Source organism: Pseudomonas sp. CP4, from assembly GCF_047758505.1.
GTDB lineage: Bacteria > Pseudomonadota > Gammaproteobacteria > Pseudomonadales > Pseudomonadaceae > Aquipseudomonas > Aquipseudomonas fluorescens_AO.
Window position 1 is genome coordinate 4,107,922 of record NZ_CP180489.1, and the last position, 16,589, is coordinate 4,124,510.

Sequence of the window (16,589 nt, forward strand, 5' to 3'; positions counted from 1 at the left end):
CCAGGTGAGCCGACTCTGCGGCCCGAAAGGTTTTACTGGGTGCCAGGCGAGCCCGGCACCCGATCCAATTTAGCTGGCGACGATATTGACCAGTTTGCCCGGCACCACGATCACTTTGCGAATGGTCAGGCCGTCGACGAAACGCAGCACGTTTTCGTTGATGCGCGCGGCGGCTTCGATCTCTTCGCGAGTGGCGCTGGCCGGCATTTCGATCTGCCCGCGCAGCTTGCCGTTGACCTGAATCACCAGGGTCAGGTTGTCCTGCACCAGCGCACTTTCGTCCACAGCCGGCCAGCCCGCATCGATCACCGCATCGGCGTGACCCAACTGCTTCCACAGTTCATGGCTGATGTGCGGGGTGATCGGCGCCAGCAGCAGGGTCACCGCTTCCAGACCTTCGTGCAGCAATGCGCGGTCCTGTTCGGTGGCTTGCGCGGCTTTTTCCAGGACGTTCATCAGCGTCATCACCTGAGCGATGGCGGTGTTGAATTTGTGGTTCTGGCCGACGTCATGGCTGGCCTGTTTGATCGCCAGGTGAATCGCACGACGCACGGTTTTCTGCTCGTCGCTCAGAGCGGCGATATCCAGTTTGCCCGGCAAGCCTTGGGTGACGTGAGCCTGCGCCAGACGCCAGACGCGCTTGAGGAAACGGTGCGAACCTTCAACGCCGGAGTCGGACCACTCCGCGCTCATGTCAGGCGGCGAAGCGAACATCATGAACAGACGGCAGGTGTCGGCGCCGAACTGGTCGATCATCGACTGCGGGTCGACGCCGTTGTTCTTCGACTTGGCCATCTTCTCGGTGCCGCCGATTTCTACCGGCAGGCCGTCGGATTTCAGCTTGGCGCTGATGACCTTTGCTTTGCTGTCACGCTCAAGTTCCACGTCTGCCGGATTGAACCAGGTGTAGGCCCCATTGGCTTCGCGACGATAGTAAGTCTCGGCGATCACCATGCCCTGGGTCAGCAGGTTCTTGAACGGCTCGTTGGAGCTGACCAGACCTTCGTCACGCATCAGTTTGTGGAAGAAGCGCGCATAGAGCAGGTGCAGGATGGCGTGTTCGATACCTCCGATGTACTGATCCACCGGCAGCCAGTGATCGGCTGCGGTTTTCTCGACCAGGCCACCTTCAAAGTGCGGCGAGGCGTAACGCGCGTAGTACCACGACGATTCGACGAAGGTGTCCATGGTGTCGGTTTCACGCTTGGCCGGCGCGCCGCATTTCGGGCAGCTGCACTCGTAGAACTCGGGCATGCGCGCCAGCGGCGAACCGGCGCCGTCCGGCACCACGTCTTCCGGCAGGACGACCGGCAGTTGATCTTCCGGCACCGGCACATCGCCGCACGTGGCGCAATGGATGATCGGGATCGGGCAGCCCCAGTAGCGCTGGCGGCTGATGCCCCAGTCGCGCAGGCGGAACTGGGTACGCGAGGCGCCCAGTTGTTTCTTGATCAGGGCGACTTCCATGGCGTCGAACGCGCCGGCAAAGTCGAGGCCGTCGAACTCGCCGGAGTTGATCAGTGTACCGTGCTCGCCATAGGCGTCTTGCCACGGCGCCGGGTTGGTGTCACCGGAGCTGGTGCGCACCACCGATTTCACCGGCAGGTTGTACTTGTGGGCGAATTCGAAATCGCGCTCGTCGTGCGCCGGAACCGCCATGACCGCGCCGTCGCCGTAGTGCATCAGCACGTAGTTGGCGACCCACACCGGGAGCTTTTCGCCGGTCAGCGGGTGCTCGACGAACAGGCCGGTCGGCAGGCCTTTCTTTTCCTGGGTGGCGACATCGGCTTCAGCGACGCTGCCGCCCTTGCATTCAGCGATGAACGCTTGCAGCTCAGGGTTGTTCTGCGCGGCCAGGGTGGCCAGCGGGTGCTCGGCGGCGACGGCGACATAAGTCGCGCCCATCAGGGTGTCCGGACGAGTGGTGAAAACTTTCAGGGTGCCGGCTTCGCCGATCGAGTCGACGTTGTACGGGAACTGCACTTCCATGCCACGGGATTTGCCGATCCAGTTGCGCTGCATGGTCTTGACCTGTTCCGGCCAGCCAGTCAGTTCGTCGAGGCTTTCCAGCAGTTCATCCGCGTAAGCGGTGATCTTGAAGTAGTACATCGGGATTTCGCGCTTTTCGATCAGCGCGCCGGAGCGCCAGCCACGGCCATCAATGACTTGCTCGTTGGCCAGCACGGTCTGGTCGACCGGGTCCCAGTTCACGGTGCCGTTCTTGCGGTAGATGACGCCTTTTTCGAACAGGCGGGTGAACAGCCATTGTTCCCAGCGGTAGTAGTCCGGCTTGCAGGTGGTCACTTCGCGGGACCAGTCCACCGCGAGGCCGAGGCTGCGCAGTTGCGACTTCATGTAGGCGATGTTTTCGTAGGTCCACTTGGCGGGCGCTACGTTGTTTTTCATCGCGGCGTTTTCCGCGGGCATGCCGAACGCATCCCAGCCCATTGGCTGCAGAACGTTCTTGCCCTGCATGCGCTGGTAGCGCGAGATCACGTCGCCGATGGTGTAGTTGCGCACGTGGCCCATGTGCAGCTTGCCGCTGGGGTAAGGGAACATCGACAGGCAGTAGTAGGTTTCCTTGCCTGGTTGTTCACTGACTTCAAAGGACTTTTGCTCATCCCAGAACGACTGGGCGGCGGCTTCGATCTCACGGGGCTGATATTGTTCGTGCATGGCTACTTTTGTACTGGATAGGGGTGGCCTAATCCTCTTCGACGGCGGCATCCGGGATCGCCCGGGTGCGCTGGAAGTGGAATGACAGGAAGCGCCGTAGCATACATGACCGCGCTTGGCCGAGGGAAACCCTGATTACAGCTGATTGTCCGCGCGTTTGCGTGGCGAGGGCCGTTGGTCGCGGCGTGTAGCCGGTTCGTGCAGCGAAGCTAAGCTCTAACTGGGGAGTGAGTCTTATCTTCAATGAGGTGAGGGATGGTGGAGCAACGGAAAAAAAACGTAACGAAACCCGAGTTGTACGAAAGGTTGATCGATCGTCTGGGCATGGCGCTGGACGCCGTGAAAACCGCTGACCGGCTGCGCGACGAGCGCCCCCTGGAACTGGAATTGCGTGGCTTGAGCCCCGCCGAGTTCAAACTGGTCAAGGCCTATCTGGATCGCAGTGAACGTGAAACGCAGGGATGCCTGTCTCAAGCAGTGAAGCAGCTCGATGCGGCACATTCGGCCAAGGTCATCTGGCTCAAGGACAAGGCGCCGCGCAGAGACACCGGCAAGGTGCGTTCTGTGCAGGCCAAGTAAGCGCATGGCAGGTCATGAAACGGATCTTTTGCAACAGGATCCCGCCTATTGGTTGTAACTCGTAATTAACACTCTTAGGCTTCGGGCATCTTTGGAGATGCCCGATGCCCTTTCGCTATTTCATCAAACAACTTTTACTGCCGCCCGGCATTCTTTTGCTGCTGTTGCTGGCCGCCTGGTGGCTGCGCCGCTCCCGGCCGCGCCTGGCGGGCGTGTGTTTTGCCCTCGGTTTTGGCGGCCTGTGGTTGATGAGCCTGCCGGTGGTGGTGCAGTGGGGCGCGAAGGCATTGGAGCGCGAGCCACCGCTGGCCCGTCAGGAATGGGCAACCCTGGCGCAACGCGCCGATGCGATTGTGGTCTTGGGCTCGGGGCGTGAGCGCGGTGATCTGGCCTGGGGCGAAGATCAGCCGACCGGCGTCGGACTGGAGCGTCAGCGTTACGCCGCACGCCTGGCCAAGGCATCGGGCTTGCCGATCCTGACCAGCGGCGGTCTGCATTACGGTACGCCACCGACCGAGGCGAAATTGATGGCGGATTCGTTGCGTGATGATTTCGACGTAACGGTGCGCTGGCAAGAAGGCGCGAGCCGCACCACATGGGAGAACGCGAAGATGACGGCGGATATTCTCCTGCCGCAGGGGATCAAGCGGGTCGTCGTGGTGACGCAGGCGTGGCACATGCCGCGGGCGGTGTGGAGCTTTGAACAGGCGGGGTTTGAAGTGGTGCCGGCACCGGTGGGTTTCCTCGGTACCGATAACGCTCGCCCGTTTGGCGGCTGGTTGCCGGAATTCAAATCGATCTGGCAGAGCGGGCAGTTGCTCAATGAAGCGGTGGGGCAGGTGGGCTATTCGTTGTTTTACCGCTGAAGATCATTGTGGCGAGGGGATTTATCCCCGAATGGGGCGCGTAGCGGCCCCTCTCTTACCTTCAGAAGAGGGGACTGCTACGCACTCCAGCGGGGATAAATCCCCTCGCCACATTTCTCAGAGGGTCTTCGACATGCGGCTGGCCATCAACGCCCAGCCAAACAGCAGCAGGCACAATACGATCAGCGGCCACGAGCGCCACTGCAGATATGGCGTCAGGTCGTGCATCGGCACCACTTCGCCGTACAGCACACCTTGTTCGAACTGCGGAATCTGCTCGGTGATCTGTCCGAACGGGTTGATCAGGCCGGTAACGCCGTTGTTGGTCGCGCGGATCATCCAGCGTCCGGCTTCCAGTGCGCGCATCTGCGCCATTTGCAAATGTTGCAGCGGGCCGATCGAGGTGCCGAACCAGGTGTCGTTGCTGATCGTCAGCAGCAGATCGCTGCGTGCCGACAGGCCAGCAGCGAATTCCGGATAGACCACTTCGTAGCAGATAAAGGGTGCGATCTGGTAACCCTTGGCTTGCAAGAGCGCTTGATCCGACGGGCCGCGCGCGAAGTCTGACATCGGCAGGTCGAAGAACGCGATCAAACCGCGCAACACATCCTGCAACGGCACGTATTCGCCGAACGGCACCAGTTTTTGCTTCAGGTAAGTACCGTCGCCTTCGCCGACCACGGTGATGCCGTTGAAGAAGCGCCGCTCGTGATGCACGGTCTGACGAATCGGCACACCGGTGATCAACGCCGATTTACGCTCGGCGGCGAAGTTGCCCATCATCGTCAGGTAGCCCTCGGCGGACTCCTTCAACACCGGCACGGCGGTTTCCGGCCAGATCAGCAGATCGACCGGTTTGGAGCGGAAGCTCAGATCACGGTACAGCGCCAGTTGCGCGTTGAGCTCGGCCGGGTCCCATTTCATGCTTTGCGCGACGTTGCCCTGAATTGCGGCGACCGTCAGTGGTGCGCCGGACGGGCTGGTCCACGCGTGGCCTTTGAGGGCGATACCCGCCACCCAAGGGCCCAGCAGGAGTACCAGACCGGCCGCGATAAAGCCTTTGCGACGCGTCTGCAACAAGCGCCGCGCGTTGTAGATCAGCGCTGCGGTCAACGCTAGAACGAACGACACCAGCCACATGCCACCGACCGGCGCAAGCCCGGCCAGTAGCCCATCAAGCTGACTGTAACCGGAGTACAACCAAGGAAAGCCAGTGAGGAACCAGCCGCGAAACGCTTCCTGCCCGACCCATAACGCAGCGAATGCCAAGGCATCCGCCAGCGGTGCTTCGTTACGCCGCAACCAGCGCGCCCACAGCCAAGCGGGCAAGGCGAAGAACCAGGCAATCGCCGCGGTGAACAGCAGCATCAGGAACCCGGCGAGCAACACCGAAGCGCCGCCGAAATGGTGGATGCTGTAATAGATCCAGCTGGTGCCAGCGCCGAACAGGCCGAAGCCGAAGCACCAGCCACGGCCCAGCGCCTGACGCGGGCTCAGTTCGCGTAAACCGGCATAGAACAGACCGACCGCCAGCAACGCCAGCGGCCAGATGTTGAACGGGGCGAGAGCGAAGGTGGTGATTGCACCGGCCGCCACGGCCAGCAGGTTACCGGGCCAGCCGGGGCGGGTTGTCCAGCGCATTTCAGTCCTTAGATTTCTTACCGGGCGATTGGGGTCAGTCGCAGCAAATGAATCCGACGGCTGTCGGCATTCAGGATGCGGAAGCGATAGGCGCCGATTTCAGTGATTTCGTTGCGTTTTGGCAAGTGGCCGAACGCGCTCATCACCAGACCGCCGACAGTGTCGAATTCGTCGTCGGAAAATTCGCTGTCGAAGAACTCGTTGAAGTTCTCGATCGGCGTCAGCGCCTTGATCAGGAAATCACCGCTGGGCAGCGGCTTGATGTAGCTGTCTTCTTCGACGTCATGCTCGTCTTCGATATCGCCGACGATCTGTTCGAGGACGTCTTCGATGGTCACCAGACCGGCCACGCCGCCGTATTCGTCGATGACGATGGCCATGTGGTTGTGGTTGGCGCGGAATTCGCGCAGCAACACGTTCAGGCGCTTGGACTCCGGCACGAAGGTGGCCGGGCGCAGCAGGTCCTTGATGTTGAAGCTGTCGCCGTTCTCCTTGAGGATCAGCGGCAGCAGGTCCTTGGCCAGCAGCACGCCCATCACGTCGTCATGGCTTTCGCCGATCACCGGATAGCGCGAGTGGGCCGAGTCGACCACGGCAGGGAGGAATTCGCGGGGTGTCTGGGTCGCCTTGATGCTGATCATCTGCGAGCGCGGCACCATGATGTCGCGTACTTGCAGGTCAGCTACCTGGATGGCGCCTTCGACGATGGCCAGCGCTTCGCTGTCCAGCAGTTTGTTCTGATGTGCATCACGCAGCAGCTCGAGGAGCTCCTGACGGTTCTTCGGCTCGTGGGCAAAAGCCTGGGTCAGTTTACCCAGCCATGACTTCTGCCCGTTGCTCGATCGATCTTCGCTCATAGCGATTACTCTGAATCCTTTGTTGTAACGATGGGGGAATGTTCGGTTTCGTCGTCCGCGTACGGATCGGGATAGCCCAGTTCAGCAAGCAACTCGCGTTCCAGTGCTTCCATTTCCTCGGCTTCGTCGTCATCTATATGGTCGTAACCGAGCAGATGCAAGCAGCCGTGAATGACCAGATGAGCCCAGTGGGCCTTTAGTTCCTTGCCCTGCTCGGCGGCTTCGCGTTCGACCACGGCCGCGCAAATCACCAGATCGCCGAGCAGCGGGATATCGAGAAACTCATCAGGCACTTCCGCCGGGAACGACAACACATTGGTCGCGTAGTCCTTGTGGCGCCAGGTGTGATTGAGCTCGCGGCCTTCTTCCTCGTCGACCAGACGAATGGTCATTTCCGAGTCGGCGCTGCGCTGACGCAGGGCCAGCTCGCACCACTGGCGGAACTCGGCTTCACTCGGCGCGCTGGCCTCGGTGGCGATTTGCAGATCCAGCTCAAGCATCGCGCGAGGCTTCCTTCGCGGCTTCGGCACGGGTCTCGAAGCGCTCGTAGGCCTCGACAATCCGCTGCACCAACGGGTGGCGCACGACGTCTTTGGGCTGGAAGTGGGTGAAGCTGATGCCCGGCACGTCTTTCAATACTTCGATGACGTGATGCAGCCCGGACTTGGTGCCGCGCGGCAGGTCGACCTGGGTGATGTCGCCGGTGATCACGGCGGTAGAGCCGAAGCCGATCCGCGTGAGGAACATCTTCATCTGTTCGACGGTGGTGTTCTGGCTTTCGTCGAGAATGATGAAGCTGTTGTTCAGCGTGCGACCGCGCATGTAGGCCAGCGGCGCGACCTCGATCACTTGTTTCTCGATGAGTTTGGCGACGTATTCGAAACCGAGCATTTCGTACAGCGCGTCATACAGCGGGCGCAGGTACGGGTCGATCTTCTGCGACAGGTCGCCGGGCAGGAAGCCGAGTTTTTCACCCGCTTCGACCGCCGGACGCACCAGCAGGATGCGGCGGATCTGCTCACGTTCCAAGGCATCAACCGCACAAGCTACCGCCAGATAGGTTTTGCCGGTACCGGCCGGGCCGATGCCGAAGTTGATGTCGTTGCCGAGGATTTCCTTCACGTAGCGCTGCTGATTCAAGCCGCGCGGGCGAATCATGCCTTTCTTGGTGCGCAGGGCGACGGTCGGTTCGGCAGGGGCTGGATTGTCGAGATCGTCGCCGGCCGATTCCTGGATGAACAGGTGCACCAGATCGGGCGACAGCTCGGTACCCTTGGTTTCCCGGTACAGGCGGCGCAGCAGGTTTTCCGCGGACGTGGTGAGTTTTGGGTCGCCAATCAGCTCGAACTGGTTTCCGCGATTGCGGATCTCGATGGCCAGGCGCTGTTCGATCAAGCGCAGATGCTCGTCGAATTGCCCGCACAGATTGGCGAAGCGGCGAGCCTCAAAAGGCTCGAGGAGAAAACGATGTGGTTCGATAGGTGCGTTCAAGGTCGTATTTAGCCGCCCTGGGGCAATTAGGATGAAATCAAGGATAACGCCAGTGGCGTGGGTGCGAAAGCTCTTAAATATCTCAGCTTCAATCAGCATCCCTGTGGGAGCTGGCTTGCCAGCGATGGCGGTTCAGCAGGCGAATTGACTTTCCGACTGATGGCCCCATCGCTGGCAAGCCAGCTCCCACAGGTTCTCCAGTGCCGCTGATCTTTTTATTGGATCAGTGAGCCACGCAGTGAGTGCGGTTGCGCGGCGTCGATGTGCACATCGGCGAACTGGCCGATCAGCGTAGGATTGTCGCAGCGGAAGTTGACGATACGGTTATTCTCGGTGCGGCCCTGCAGTTCGCCCGGGTCTTTCTTTGAATAATCGGTCACCAGAATGCGCTGGATCGAGCCGACCATTTGTCGGCTGATTTCGAAACCCTGCTGATTCAAACGGTGTTGCAGCGCGTTCAGGCGTTCTTTCTTCAATTCCTCCGGGGTGTCGTCGGCCAGATCGGCAGCGGGCGTGCCCGGGCGCTGGCTGTAGACGAACGAATAGGAGAAATCAAAGCCGACATCGGCGATCAGCTTCATGGTCTGTTCGAAGTCTTTCTCGGTTTCGCCGGGGAAGCCGACGATGAAGTCCGAACTGATGCAGATCCCTGGTACGGCGGCGCGCAATTTGCGCAGCTTGGATTTGTACTCCAGCGCCGTGTGGTTGCGCTTCATCGCCGCGAGAATACGATCCGAGCCCGACTGCACCGGCAAGTGCAGGTGTTTGACCAGTTCCGGCACTTCGGCGTGGGCCTGGATCAGGCTGTCGGAGAACTCCAGCGGGTGCGACGTGGTGTAGCGAATCCGGTCGATGCCGTCGACGGCGGCGACCACACGAATCAGCTCGGCCAGATCGGCCAGACGACCGTCGTGGGTCTGGCCGCGATAGCCGTTGACGTTCTGCCCCAGCAGGGTGACTTCACGCACGCCGTGTTCGGCCAGGTGAATGATTTCCGCGATCACGTCATCGAACGGCCGGCTGACTTCTTCGCCGCGGGTGTACGGCACCACGCAGAACGTGCAGTACTTGCTGCAGCCTTCCATCACCGACACGTAGGCACTCGGGCCGTCGATACGCGGCTCGGGCAGATGGTCGAATTTTTCGATTTCCGGGAACGACACGTCGACCTGCGGCAGCTTGCTGCTGCGCGCGGCGTCGATCATCTCCGACAAACGGTGCAGGGTTTGCGGGCCGAACACCACATCGACGTACGGAGCGCGATCGCGGATTGCCGCGCCTTCCTGGCTAGCCACGCAACCGCCGACGGCGATGACCATGTCCGGATTGGCCAGTTTCAGTTCGCGCCAGCGGCCGAGCTGCGAATACACGCGGTCTTGCGCGCGCTCGCGGATCGAGCAGGTGTTGAGCAGAATCACGTCGGCGTCTTCCGCACGGGCGGTGACTTCCAGGGCCTGATGTTCGCCCAGCAGATCGACCATGCGCGAGCTGTCGTACTCGTTCATCTGGCAACCGTGGGTTTCGATGTAAAGCTTCTTGGCCATGGATTCGGGTCGTCACGTGATTCAAAGAACCGCGCATTATAGGGAACAAGCCGTCAGGTTCCTACCGCTGTGCGTCCGGTGGCTATGCTATAGTTCGCGCCCTCATTTTTACCCCGATGTTATCCGCCCGCCATGACCAAACGCGAAGCTCCAATCTACAAGGTGATTTTCCTCAACCAGGGCCAGGTGTTCGAAATGTACGCCAAGCAGATCTATCAGAGTGATCTGTGGGGTTTCCTGGAAGTTGAAGAATTCGTCTTTGGCGAGCGCACGCAAATGGTCGTAGATCCGAGCGAAGAAAAGCTCAAGGCGCAGTTCGAAGGCGTGGTACGCAGCTTTGTGCCGATGCATTCGATCGTGCGCATCGACGAGGTGGAACGTCTGGGCACACCGAAAATCAGCGAAGCCCGTGGTGCGGTCGGCAATGTCATGCCGTTTCCGATGCCGATGCCGGAAAAGTAACAGCGGATTCTGGATTGGAATGAGTTTGTGGTGAGGGGATTTATCCCCGCTGGGCTGCGAAGCGGCCCTAGACCCTACAATCAGGTTCTGTCTGACACATCTCGCTGAATGGATTTGCGTCTGCTTCGCAGCCGAACGGGGCGCTGCGACGTTTCGCTAAATCCCCTCGCCACAGGTCATCTCCACAGCGCTTATGGCAGTGGTGAAAACGGCGTACGCCCATCGGCGCTCTGCAGTTCCATCAGGTATTTGCGGAAAATCTGCCCCAGCACCTGGGTGGCGGTTTCGAGATCTTCGCGGGACATTTTTTCCGAGACTTCGTCGGCCGTGTCCAGCGCCTCTTCGGCACCGTTGACCGCTGCCATCTTCAGCACGATGTAGGCCTGGATATTGTTGGCCTGCACGCCTTCACCGTGGAAGAACATGCTGCCGAGCTTGAATTGCGCCTGGGCGTGGCCTTGCAGCGAGGCCTTTTCGAAATAGCTCAGGGCTTGATTGAGGTCGCGCGGCGCGTTCTTGCCGGCGTAGTAGAACTCACCCAACTCGTATTGCGCTTGCGCGTCCCCTTCGTCCGCCGCTTTCTGGCAGGCGGCCAATGCCTGCGTGACGTCTTGCGGCTGAGTATTGAGGGTGCAACGACCCATCGCCGGGATCAACAACGAGTTGCCGCCTGCTTGTGCATGCGCGAGCAGGGGCTGAAGGAGCAACAGGCAGCCCAATGCAAGGGTGCGGCCGGTGCGGTTCATGGGAATCGACTTACCTCTGAAGGGCACGCGGACCCGTCGAGGGATCCAATAAGCGCGCATTATGAAATAAGCGAGGCCAACCTTACAAAGTCTTTACTCGTTTTTCTGCTGCGTGGGGAATATATCGGCCGATTCAGGCAGGTTTTGCGCAGACACGTCGGAAAAACCGTGGCTATGTAGGTGAAAGCTGACGCTGGCTATAGCCAACGTCAGCGGTACGGCGATTATTTCAATGCGGCGAAGGCGCGCTCGGCAGCGTCCAGCGTCAGTTGCAACTCTGCTTCGCCATGGGCGATCGAGGTGAAACCGGCTTCGAACGCACTCGGCGCCAGGTACACGCCACCTTCCAGCATCAAGTGGAAGAAGCGCCCGAACAGTGCCGCGTCGCTGGCCATCACGTCGTCGAAGGTGACGATGTCGTCGGCGCCGCTGAAATACAGGCCGAACATGCCGCCGGCCTGAGTGGTCACGAACGGAATGCCGGCGGCATCGGCGCGCTGTTGCAGGCCGTCGAGCATGCGCGCGGTGTAGTCGGTCAGTTCGGCGTGGAAGCCCGGGCGGCTGATCAGACGCAGAGTCGTCAGGCCGGCGGCCATCGCCAGTGGATTACCCGACAGCGTACCGGCCTGATATACCGGACCCAGCGGGGCGATGCGCTGCATGATCTCGCGCTTGCCACCGAAGCAACCCACCGGCATGCCGCCGCCGATGATCTTGCCGAATGTGGTCAGGTCTGGCGTCACGCCGTAATGCGCCTGGGCACCGCCGAGGGCGACACGGAAACCGGTCATCACTTCATCGAAGATCAGCACCACACCATGTTTGTCGCACAGCGAGCGCAGGCCTTCGAGGAAGCCCGGCGCTGGCGGCACGCAGTTCATGTTGCCGGCGACCGGCTCGACGATGATGCACGCCACCTCTTCGCCCACTTCGGCGAGCATCGCTTCAACTGCGTCGATGTCGTTGAACGGCAGGGTCAGGGTGTGTTTGGCGAACGCTGCCGGCACGCCGGCCGAGCTCGGTACGCCCTGGGTCAATGCGCCGGAACCGGCCTTGACCAGCAGGCTGTCGGAGTGGCCGTGGTAGCAGCCTTCGAACTTGATGATGCTGTCGCGGCCGGTGAAACCACGGGCCAGACGAATCGCGCTCATGGTCGCTTCGGTGCCGGAGCTGACCATACGCACCATGTCCATCGACGGCACCAGCGAGCAGACCAGATCGGCCATCTCGGTTTCCATCGAGGTCGGCGCGCCGTAGGACAGGCCGTGTTGCAGCTGATTGCGCACCGCGTCGAGCACGTCCGGATGGCTGTGGCCGAGGATCATCGGCCCCCACGAACCCACATAATCGACATAACGCTTGTCGTCTTCGTCGGTGACGTAAGCGCCTTCGGCGTGTTTGAAGAACAGCGGGGTGCCGCCGACGCTCTTGAACGCGCGCACCGGCGAGTTTACGCCGCCGGGGATGTGTTTCTGAGCATTGGCAAACAGGGTTTCGGAACGAGACATGATCGGGCTCTCAAATCAGATTTTCAGAAGTTCGTTGAAGGCGCGGGCGCGGCGGGTCACTTCGGCGCTGCTCTCGGCGCCAAACAAACCGTGGATCACGGCGAGCAGATCGACACCGTGCTCGACCAGCGGCGCGGCGTTATCGAGGGTGATGCCGCCAATCGCGCAGACCGGGAGGTGCAGTGTGCGTTTGGCTTCGTCGAGCAAGTCGAGGCTGCAACTCGGTGCACCGGGTTTGGTGGTGGAATTGAAGAAGCGGCCGAAGGCGACGTAGCTCGCACCTTCTTTGGTGGCCTGTTCGGCCAGGGCGATCTGCCCGTGACAGGTGGAGCCTATGATCGCTTTCGAACCGAGCAGGGCGCGGGTCGGCGACAGCGGGCCGTCGGTCTGGCCCAAATGCACACCGACGTTGAGGCGCGCGGCCAGTTCGGCGTCATCGTTGATGATCAACTGCGTCTTGTAGCGCTCGCACAAGTTGCGCAGCGCTTCGGCCTCGCGCAGGCGGCGGGCCTCGTCGCTGCTCTTGTCGCGGTATTGCAGCAGGATGACGCCACCTTCCAGCGCCGCCTCCACGTAAGACAGAAACTTGCCGGCCAGCAACTGGCTGTCGGTGATGGCATACAGGCCACGTAGTTTCATCGGGCAGACCTCACGAGGTTACGAGCAGAAATCCAGCGGCAGGCGACGCGGCACGAACTGGCCTTTGCCCAGTTGTTCGGCATCGCGCAGCGTCCGCCAGGTGTAATCCAGCGCACTGCGCACGGCACTGGCCAGGTGTTCGCCCTGAGCGAGTCGCCCGGCCAAAGCGCTGGCCAGCGTACAGCCGGAGCCGTGATAGCTACCCGGCAGACGCTGGCAGATAAAGGTTTCGCGCAGGCCGTCGCGGCTGTACACGCGGTTGTGGATTTCAGTTTCGTCGCCGTGGCCGCCGGTGATCAGCAGATTTTTGATGAACGGCAGAAGTTTTTCCGCGCATTCGTCGGCCGTACCCTCGGGCAGTTCGGCAAGGATTCGCGCTTCGGGAAGATTCGGGGTAGCAATGATCGACAGCGGCAACAGACGCTCGCGCATCGCGTAGCCGACCTCGTCCTTGCCCAGGCGTCCGCCGCCGCCGGCACGCAGCACCGGGTCGCAGACCACCGGCAGATGCGGGTGCGCCGAGAGCAGTTCGACGACCGTGTCGACCATCTCCAGCGAGCCGAGCATGCCCAGTTTCACCGCCGCGACTTCGGAGTCGTTGAGCACGGCGTTGGCCTGGGCCAATACCCACTCACGGTCGAGGACGCGAAAGTCAGTGACGTTGACGGTGTCTTGCACGGTCAGGGCGGTGACGGCCGGAGCCGCATGGCAACCCTGCGCGAGCAAGGCTTCGATATCTGCCTGCAAGCCGGCGCCACCACTGGGGTCGTGGCCGGAGAGACAGAGGACAACGGGGCGGGAGCTGTAGATATTCATGGTGCGCGAGCTTACCACCAAAGCTGATTTTGGGGTGTGGGTGGCAGCGCAAGATCAAAAGATCGCAGCCTTCGGCAGCTCCTGCACCGGACCGCATTCCCCTGTAGGCGCTGCCGAAGGCTGCGATCTTTTGATCTTCCTGACCAATGCAACAGCTCTAGGCCGCTGCTTTGCCCTGGAACGCCCGTTCTAGAGCCGTTGTAGGAAAAATTTCCATGGTGCTCAATGGCCATCAACGGCTATGCTAGTCTGGATCCAAACAATCACAGGTAATACCGGTTTTACGTCTACTCAAAGGGAATGGGGGGCTTCCTGACACAACCGGACGAGCCACGCTGGGGCTTCAATGCGCTATTTGCTGATGTTGCTGTTCTGCTTGCCCCTCATGGCGAGCGCTGTCGAATTCGACGAATTCACCCAGAGCCTGCCGCTGGGCCGATCGCTGCAAGTGTTCGAAGACCCGAGCGGTCAGGCGACGATTGCCGACGTCCGCGCACAGGATGCCGCCGGCCATTTCAAAGCCCACGACAAGGCCACGCTCAATGCCGGTTACTCGCGTTCGGCGTTCTGGCTGAAGATCGATCTGCATTACCGCCCGAGCAACCCGGTCGCCCAGCGCACCTGGCTGCTGGAACTGGCGTATCCGCCGCTTGATCACCTCGATCTGTACTTGCCCGACGCCAGCGGCGACTACCGACTGGTGCGCCAGACCGGCGATGCTTTGCCGTTCGCCAGCCGCGAGATCCGCCAGAACAATTACCTGTTCGATCTGCCGTTCAAACCGAATCAGCAACAGACGTTGTACCTGCGCCTGGCCAGCGAAGGCTCGATCCAGGCGCCGGTGACGTTGTGGTCGAGCACCGCGTACCTCGAAGACCAACCGGTGCGCCTGTATGTGCTCGGCATCATTTATGGCGTGCTGCTGGGGATGCTGGTCTACAACCTGTTCATCTACCTGAGCGTGCGCGACACCAGTTACCTCTATTACATCTTCTACATTGGCTCATTCGGCCTCTATCAATTGTCGGTGAACGGCGCGGCGGTCGAGTATTTCTGGCCAGACAACCCGTGGTGGGCCAACGCCGCGACGCCGTTTTTCATCGGTTGCGCCGGGCTGTTCGGCAGCCAGTTCGCTCGCAGTTTCCTGCAGACCAAGACTCACAGCCCTTGGCTGGACCGTTTGCTGATCGGTCTGGTTGCCTTCAGTGCGCTGGTGATCGGTCTGTCGCTGATGACCAGTTACGCCCTGGCCCTGCGCCTGGCGACCACACTGGCGCTGACCTTCACTGTGGTGATCTTTGCCGCCGGGATTCTCGCCTGGTGGCGCGGCTTGCGGGTGGCGCGTTACTTCATCATCGCCTGGTCGGCATTTTTGCTCGGCGGCATCGTCAATACGCTGATGGTGTTGGGCCTGCTGCCCAACGTGTTCCTGACCATGTACGCCAGCCAGATCGGCTCGGCCATCGAGGTGGCTTTGCTGTCGCTGGCGCTGGCCGATCGCATCAACGCCATGCGCGAGCAGCAGGCGCAGACGCTGTACGACGCCGGGCAGAAACTCGAAGTGCTCAACCAGCAACTGGCCCACAGCAACAAGCTCAAGGACGAATTCCTCGCCACGCTGACCCACGAACTGCGCACGCCGATGAACGGCGTGATCGGTTCGCTGGAGCTGATGCAGACCGTCGACCTCGATCCCGAGCTTGAGCAATATCAACAGACCGCCGCCGGTTCTGCCCGCGACATGATGCGCATGGTCAATGGCATTCTCACACTCACCGAATTGCAGGCCGGCAAGCTCAAGGCGTCGCCGGGTACGTTCAGCCTGCGCGGCGTAGTCGAGGCATTGCGCGTGCAGTTCGAGGGGAATGCGACGAGCAAGTCGCTGGATTTCAAGGTCGAGGTCTTGCCGACCCTGCCGGATCGCTTGCTCGGCGACAGCGCGAAACTGGCGCAGTGCCTGGAATGCCTGCTGGACAATGCGATCAAGTTCACCCGCGTCGGCGGCCTGGCGCTACGCGTTACCGGGCGGCCGTCGACGGATAACCGCATGGCGCTGTCGTTTGCGGTGATCGACACCGGTATCGGTTTCACTGATCTGGGCGAGGCCACCCTGTATCAGCGTTTTTTCCAGCTCGACGGTTCGATGACTCGCGAATACGGCGGCCTGGGGGTGGGTCTGGCGATCTGTCGGCAACTGGTCGAATTGCTCGGCGGCAAACTCACCCACCGCTCCGAGCCCGGAAGCGGCAGCCGCTTCCAGCTCGATGTCGAATTCGAACTGCCGGTGATCGAAACACCTGCGGATCAGCCGAACCGCGATTGCACGCGTGCGCCGCAGGACTGCACGGTGCTGCTGGTGGACGACAACAGCGTCAACCAACTGGTGATGCGCGGCATGTTGCTCAAGCTCGGTTTCCGCGTGCGCAGCGCTGATAACGGCGCCGCTGCGCTGGACTGCCTGCAACGGGAAAGCTTCGATGCGGTGCTGATCGACTGCCAGTTGCCCAGCCACGAAGGCGCATCGCTGTGCTGCCAGATCCACGCGCTGCCGGGCTGCGCGCACCTGCCGGTGTTCATGCTGGCGCTGGGCGCGGATCGCGAGCAATGCGCGCCGGGCGCGGCGATCGACTATCTGCCCAAACCGGTGAAATTCGAGGATCTGCAAGCTGCATTGCAGCGCCGCGTGCTCAGCTGCTGATGGGGTAAAAGCGCCGCAAAAACGGCGCGTATGACACTTTGTTCAAAAAAGCACCAGTGCTTAACT

The 16,589-nt window shown here is 61.1% G+C and carries 14 protein-coding genes; 4 read left to right on the forward strand and 10 right to left on the reverse strand.

Going from position 1 to position 16,589, the window contains the following annotated elements; genetic code table 11:
- Positions 1-69 precede the first annotated feature (69 nt).
- A complete protein-coding gene (leuS, locus tag ACMYUN_RS18425) occupies positions 70-2,676 on the reverse strand; it encodes a leucine--tRNA ligase (RefSeq protein WP_415761336.1) in 2,607 nt (868 codons plus the stop codon).
- 255 nt (positions 2,677-2,931) lie between these two features.
- Between leuS and ACMYUN_RS18430 the strand changes: the two genes are divergently transcribed.
- On the forward strand, positions 2,932-3,255 hold the full coding sequence (locus ACMYUN_RS18430; protein WP_024014441.1) for a hypothetical protein: 324 nt from the start codon (positions 2,932-2,934) through the stop codon (positions 3,253-3,255).
- Between the two features lie 104 nt (positions 3,256-3,359).
- The gene (locus ACMYUN_RS18435; protein ID WP_415761337.1) at positions 3,360-4,121 is read left to right on the forward strand and encodes a YdcF family protein; all 762 of its coding nucleotides are present in this window, start codon (positions 3,360-3,362) and stop codon (positions 4,119-4,121) included.
- A gap of 117 nt (positions 4,122-4,238) precedes the next feature.
- On the opposite strand, the gene lnt is transcribed toward ACMYUN_RS18435, so the two are convergent.
- The 5 genes from lnt to miaB form a co-directional block, all read right to left on the reverse strand.
- Entirely contained in the window at positions 4,239-5,762 is a 1,524-nt protein-coding gene (gene lnt / locus ACMYUN_RS18440) for an apolipoprotein N-acyltransferase (protein WP_415761338.1), read from the reverse strand.
- A 17-nt stretch (positions 5,763-5,779) separates the two neighbouring features.
- Positions 5,780-6,619: an HlyC/CorC family transporter gene (locus ACMYUN_RS18445; protein ID WP_007909641.1), complete on the reverse strand. Its 840-nt coding sequence runs from the start codon at positions 6,617-6,619 to the stop codon at positions 5,780-5,782.
- 5 nt (positions 6,620-6,624) lie between these two features.
- Complete coding sequence (ybeY, locus tag ACMYUN_RS18450) at positions 6,625-7,119, reverse strand: rRNA maturation RNase YbeY (protein WP_039761795.1); 495 nt, start codon at positions 7,117-7,119, stop codon at positions 6,625-6,627.
- Positions 7,112-8,110 (reverse strand): PhoH family protein, encoded by a 999-nt coding sequence (locus ACMYUN_RS18455; RefSeq protein WP_039761794.1) that lies wholly within the window; start codon positions 8,108-8,110, stop codon positions 7,112-7,114. The genes ybeY and ACMYUN_RS18455 overlap by 8 nt, the downstream gene beginning before the upstream one ends.
- Before the next feature lie 215 nt (positions 8,111-8,325).
- A complete protein-coding gene (miaB, locus tag ACMYUN_RS18460; RefSeq protein ID WP_415761339.1) occupies positions 8,326-9,654 on the reverse strand; it encodes a tRNA (N6-isopentenyl adenosine(37)-C2)-methylthiotransferase MiaB in 1,329 nt (442 codons plus the stop codon).
- Positions 9,655-9,786: 132 nt separating this feature from the next.
- Here miaB and ACMYUN_RS18465 point away from each other — a divergent pair, with 132 nt between their 5' ends.
- Positions 9,787-10,116, forward strand: coding sequence for a DUF1820 family protein (locus tag ACMYUN_RS18465; protein WP_016773045.1), 330 nt, complete (start codon positions 9,787-9,789; stop codon positions 10,114-10,116).
- Positions 10,117-10,307: 191 nt separating this feature from the next.
- On the opposite strand, the gene ACMYUN_RS18470 is transcribed toward ACMYUN_RS18465, so the two are convergent.
- The 4 genes from ACMYUN_RS18470 to ACMYUN_RS18485 form a co-directional block, all read right to left on the reverse strand.
- Positions 10,308-10,862, reverse strand: a complete 555-nt coding sequence (locus ACMYUN_RS18470; RefSeq protein WP_415761340.1) for a tetratricopeptide repeat protein — start codon at positions 10,860-10,862, stop codon at positions 10,308-10,310.
- A 224-nt stretch (positions 10,863-11,086) separates the two neighbouring features.
- The gene (gene hemL / locus ACMYUN_RS18475; protein WP_039761791.1) at positions 11,087-12,370 is read right to left on the reverse strand and encodes a glutamate-1-semialdehyde 2,1-aminomutase; all 1,284 of its coding nucleotides are present in this window, start codon (positions 12,368-12,370) and stop codon (positions 11,087-11,089) included.
- 15 nt (positions 12,371-12,385) lie between these two features.
- Positions 12,386-13,009 (reverse strand): thiamine phosphate synthase, encoded by a 624-nt coding sequence (thiE, locus tag ACMYUN_RS18480; RefSeq protein WP_415761341.1) that lies wholly within the window; start codon positions 13,007-13,009, stop codon positions 12,386-12,388.
- Between the two features lie 18 nt (positions 13,010-13,027).
- Positions 13,028-13,825: a hydroxymethylpyrimidine/phosphomethylpyrimidine kinase gene (locus ACMYUN_RS18485; RefSeq protein WP_129999758.1), complete on the reverse strand. Its 798-nt coding sequence runs from the start codon at positions 13,823-13,825 to the stop codon at positions 13,028-13,030.
- 346 nt (positions 13,826-14,171) lie between these two features.
- Here ACMYUN_RS18485 and ACMYUN_RS18490 point away from each other — a divergent pair, with 346 nt between their 5' ends.
- The gene (locus ACMYUN_RS18490; RefSeq protein ID WP_415761342.1) at positions 14,172-16,523 is read left to right on the forward strand and encodes a 7TM diverse intracellular signaling domain-containing protein; all 2,352 of its coding nucleotides are present in this window, start codon (positions 14,172-14,174) and stop codon (positions 16,521-16,523) included.
- Positions 16,524-16,589: the final 66 nt, after the last annotated feature.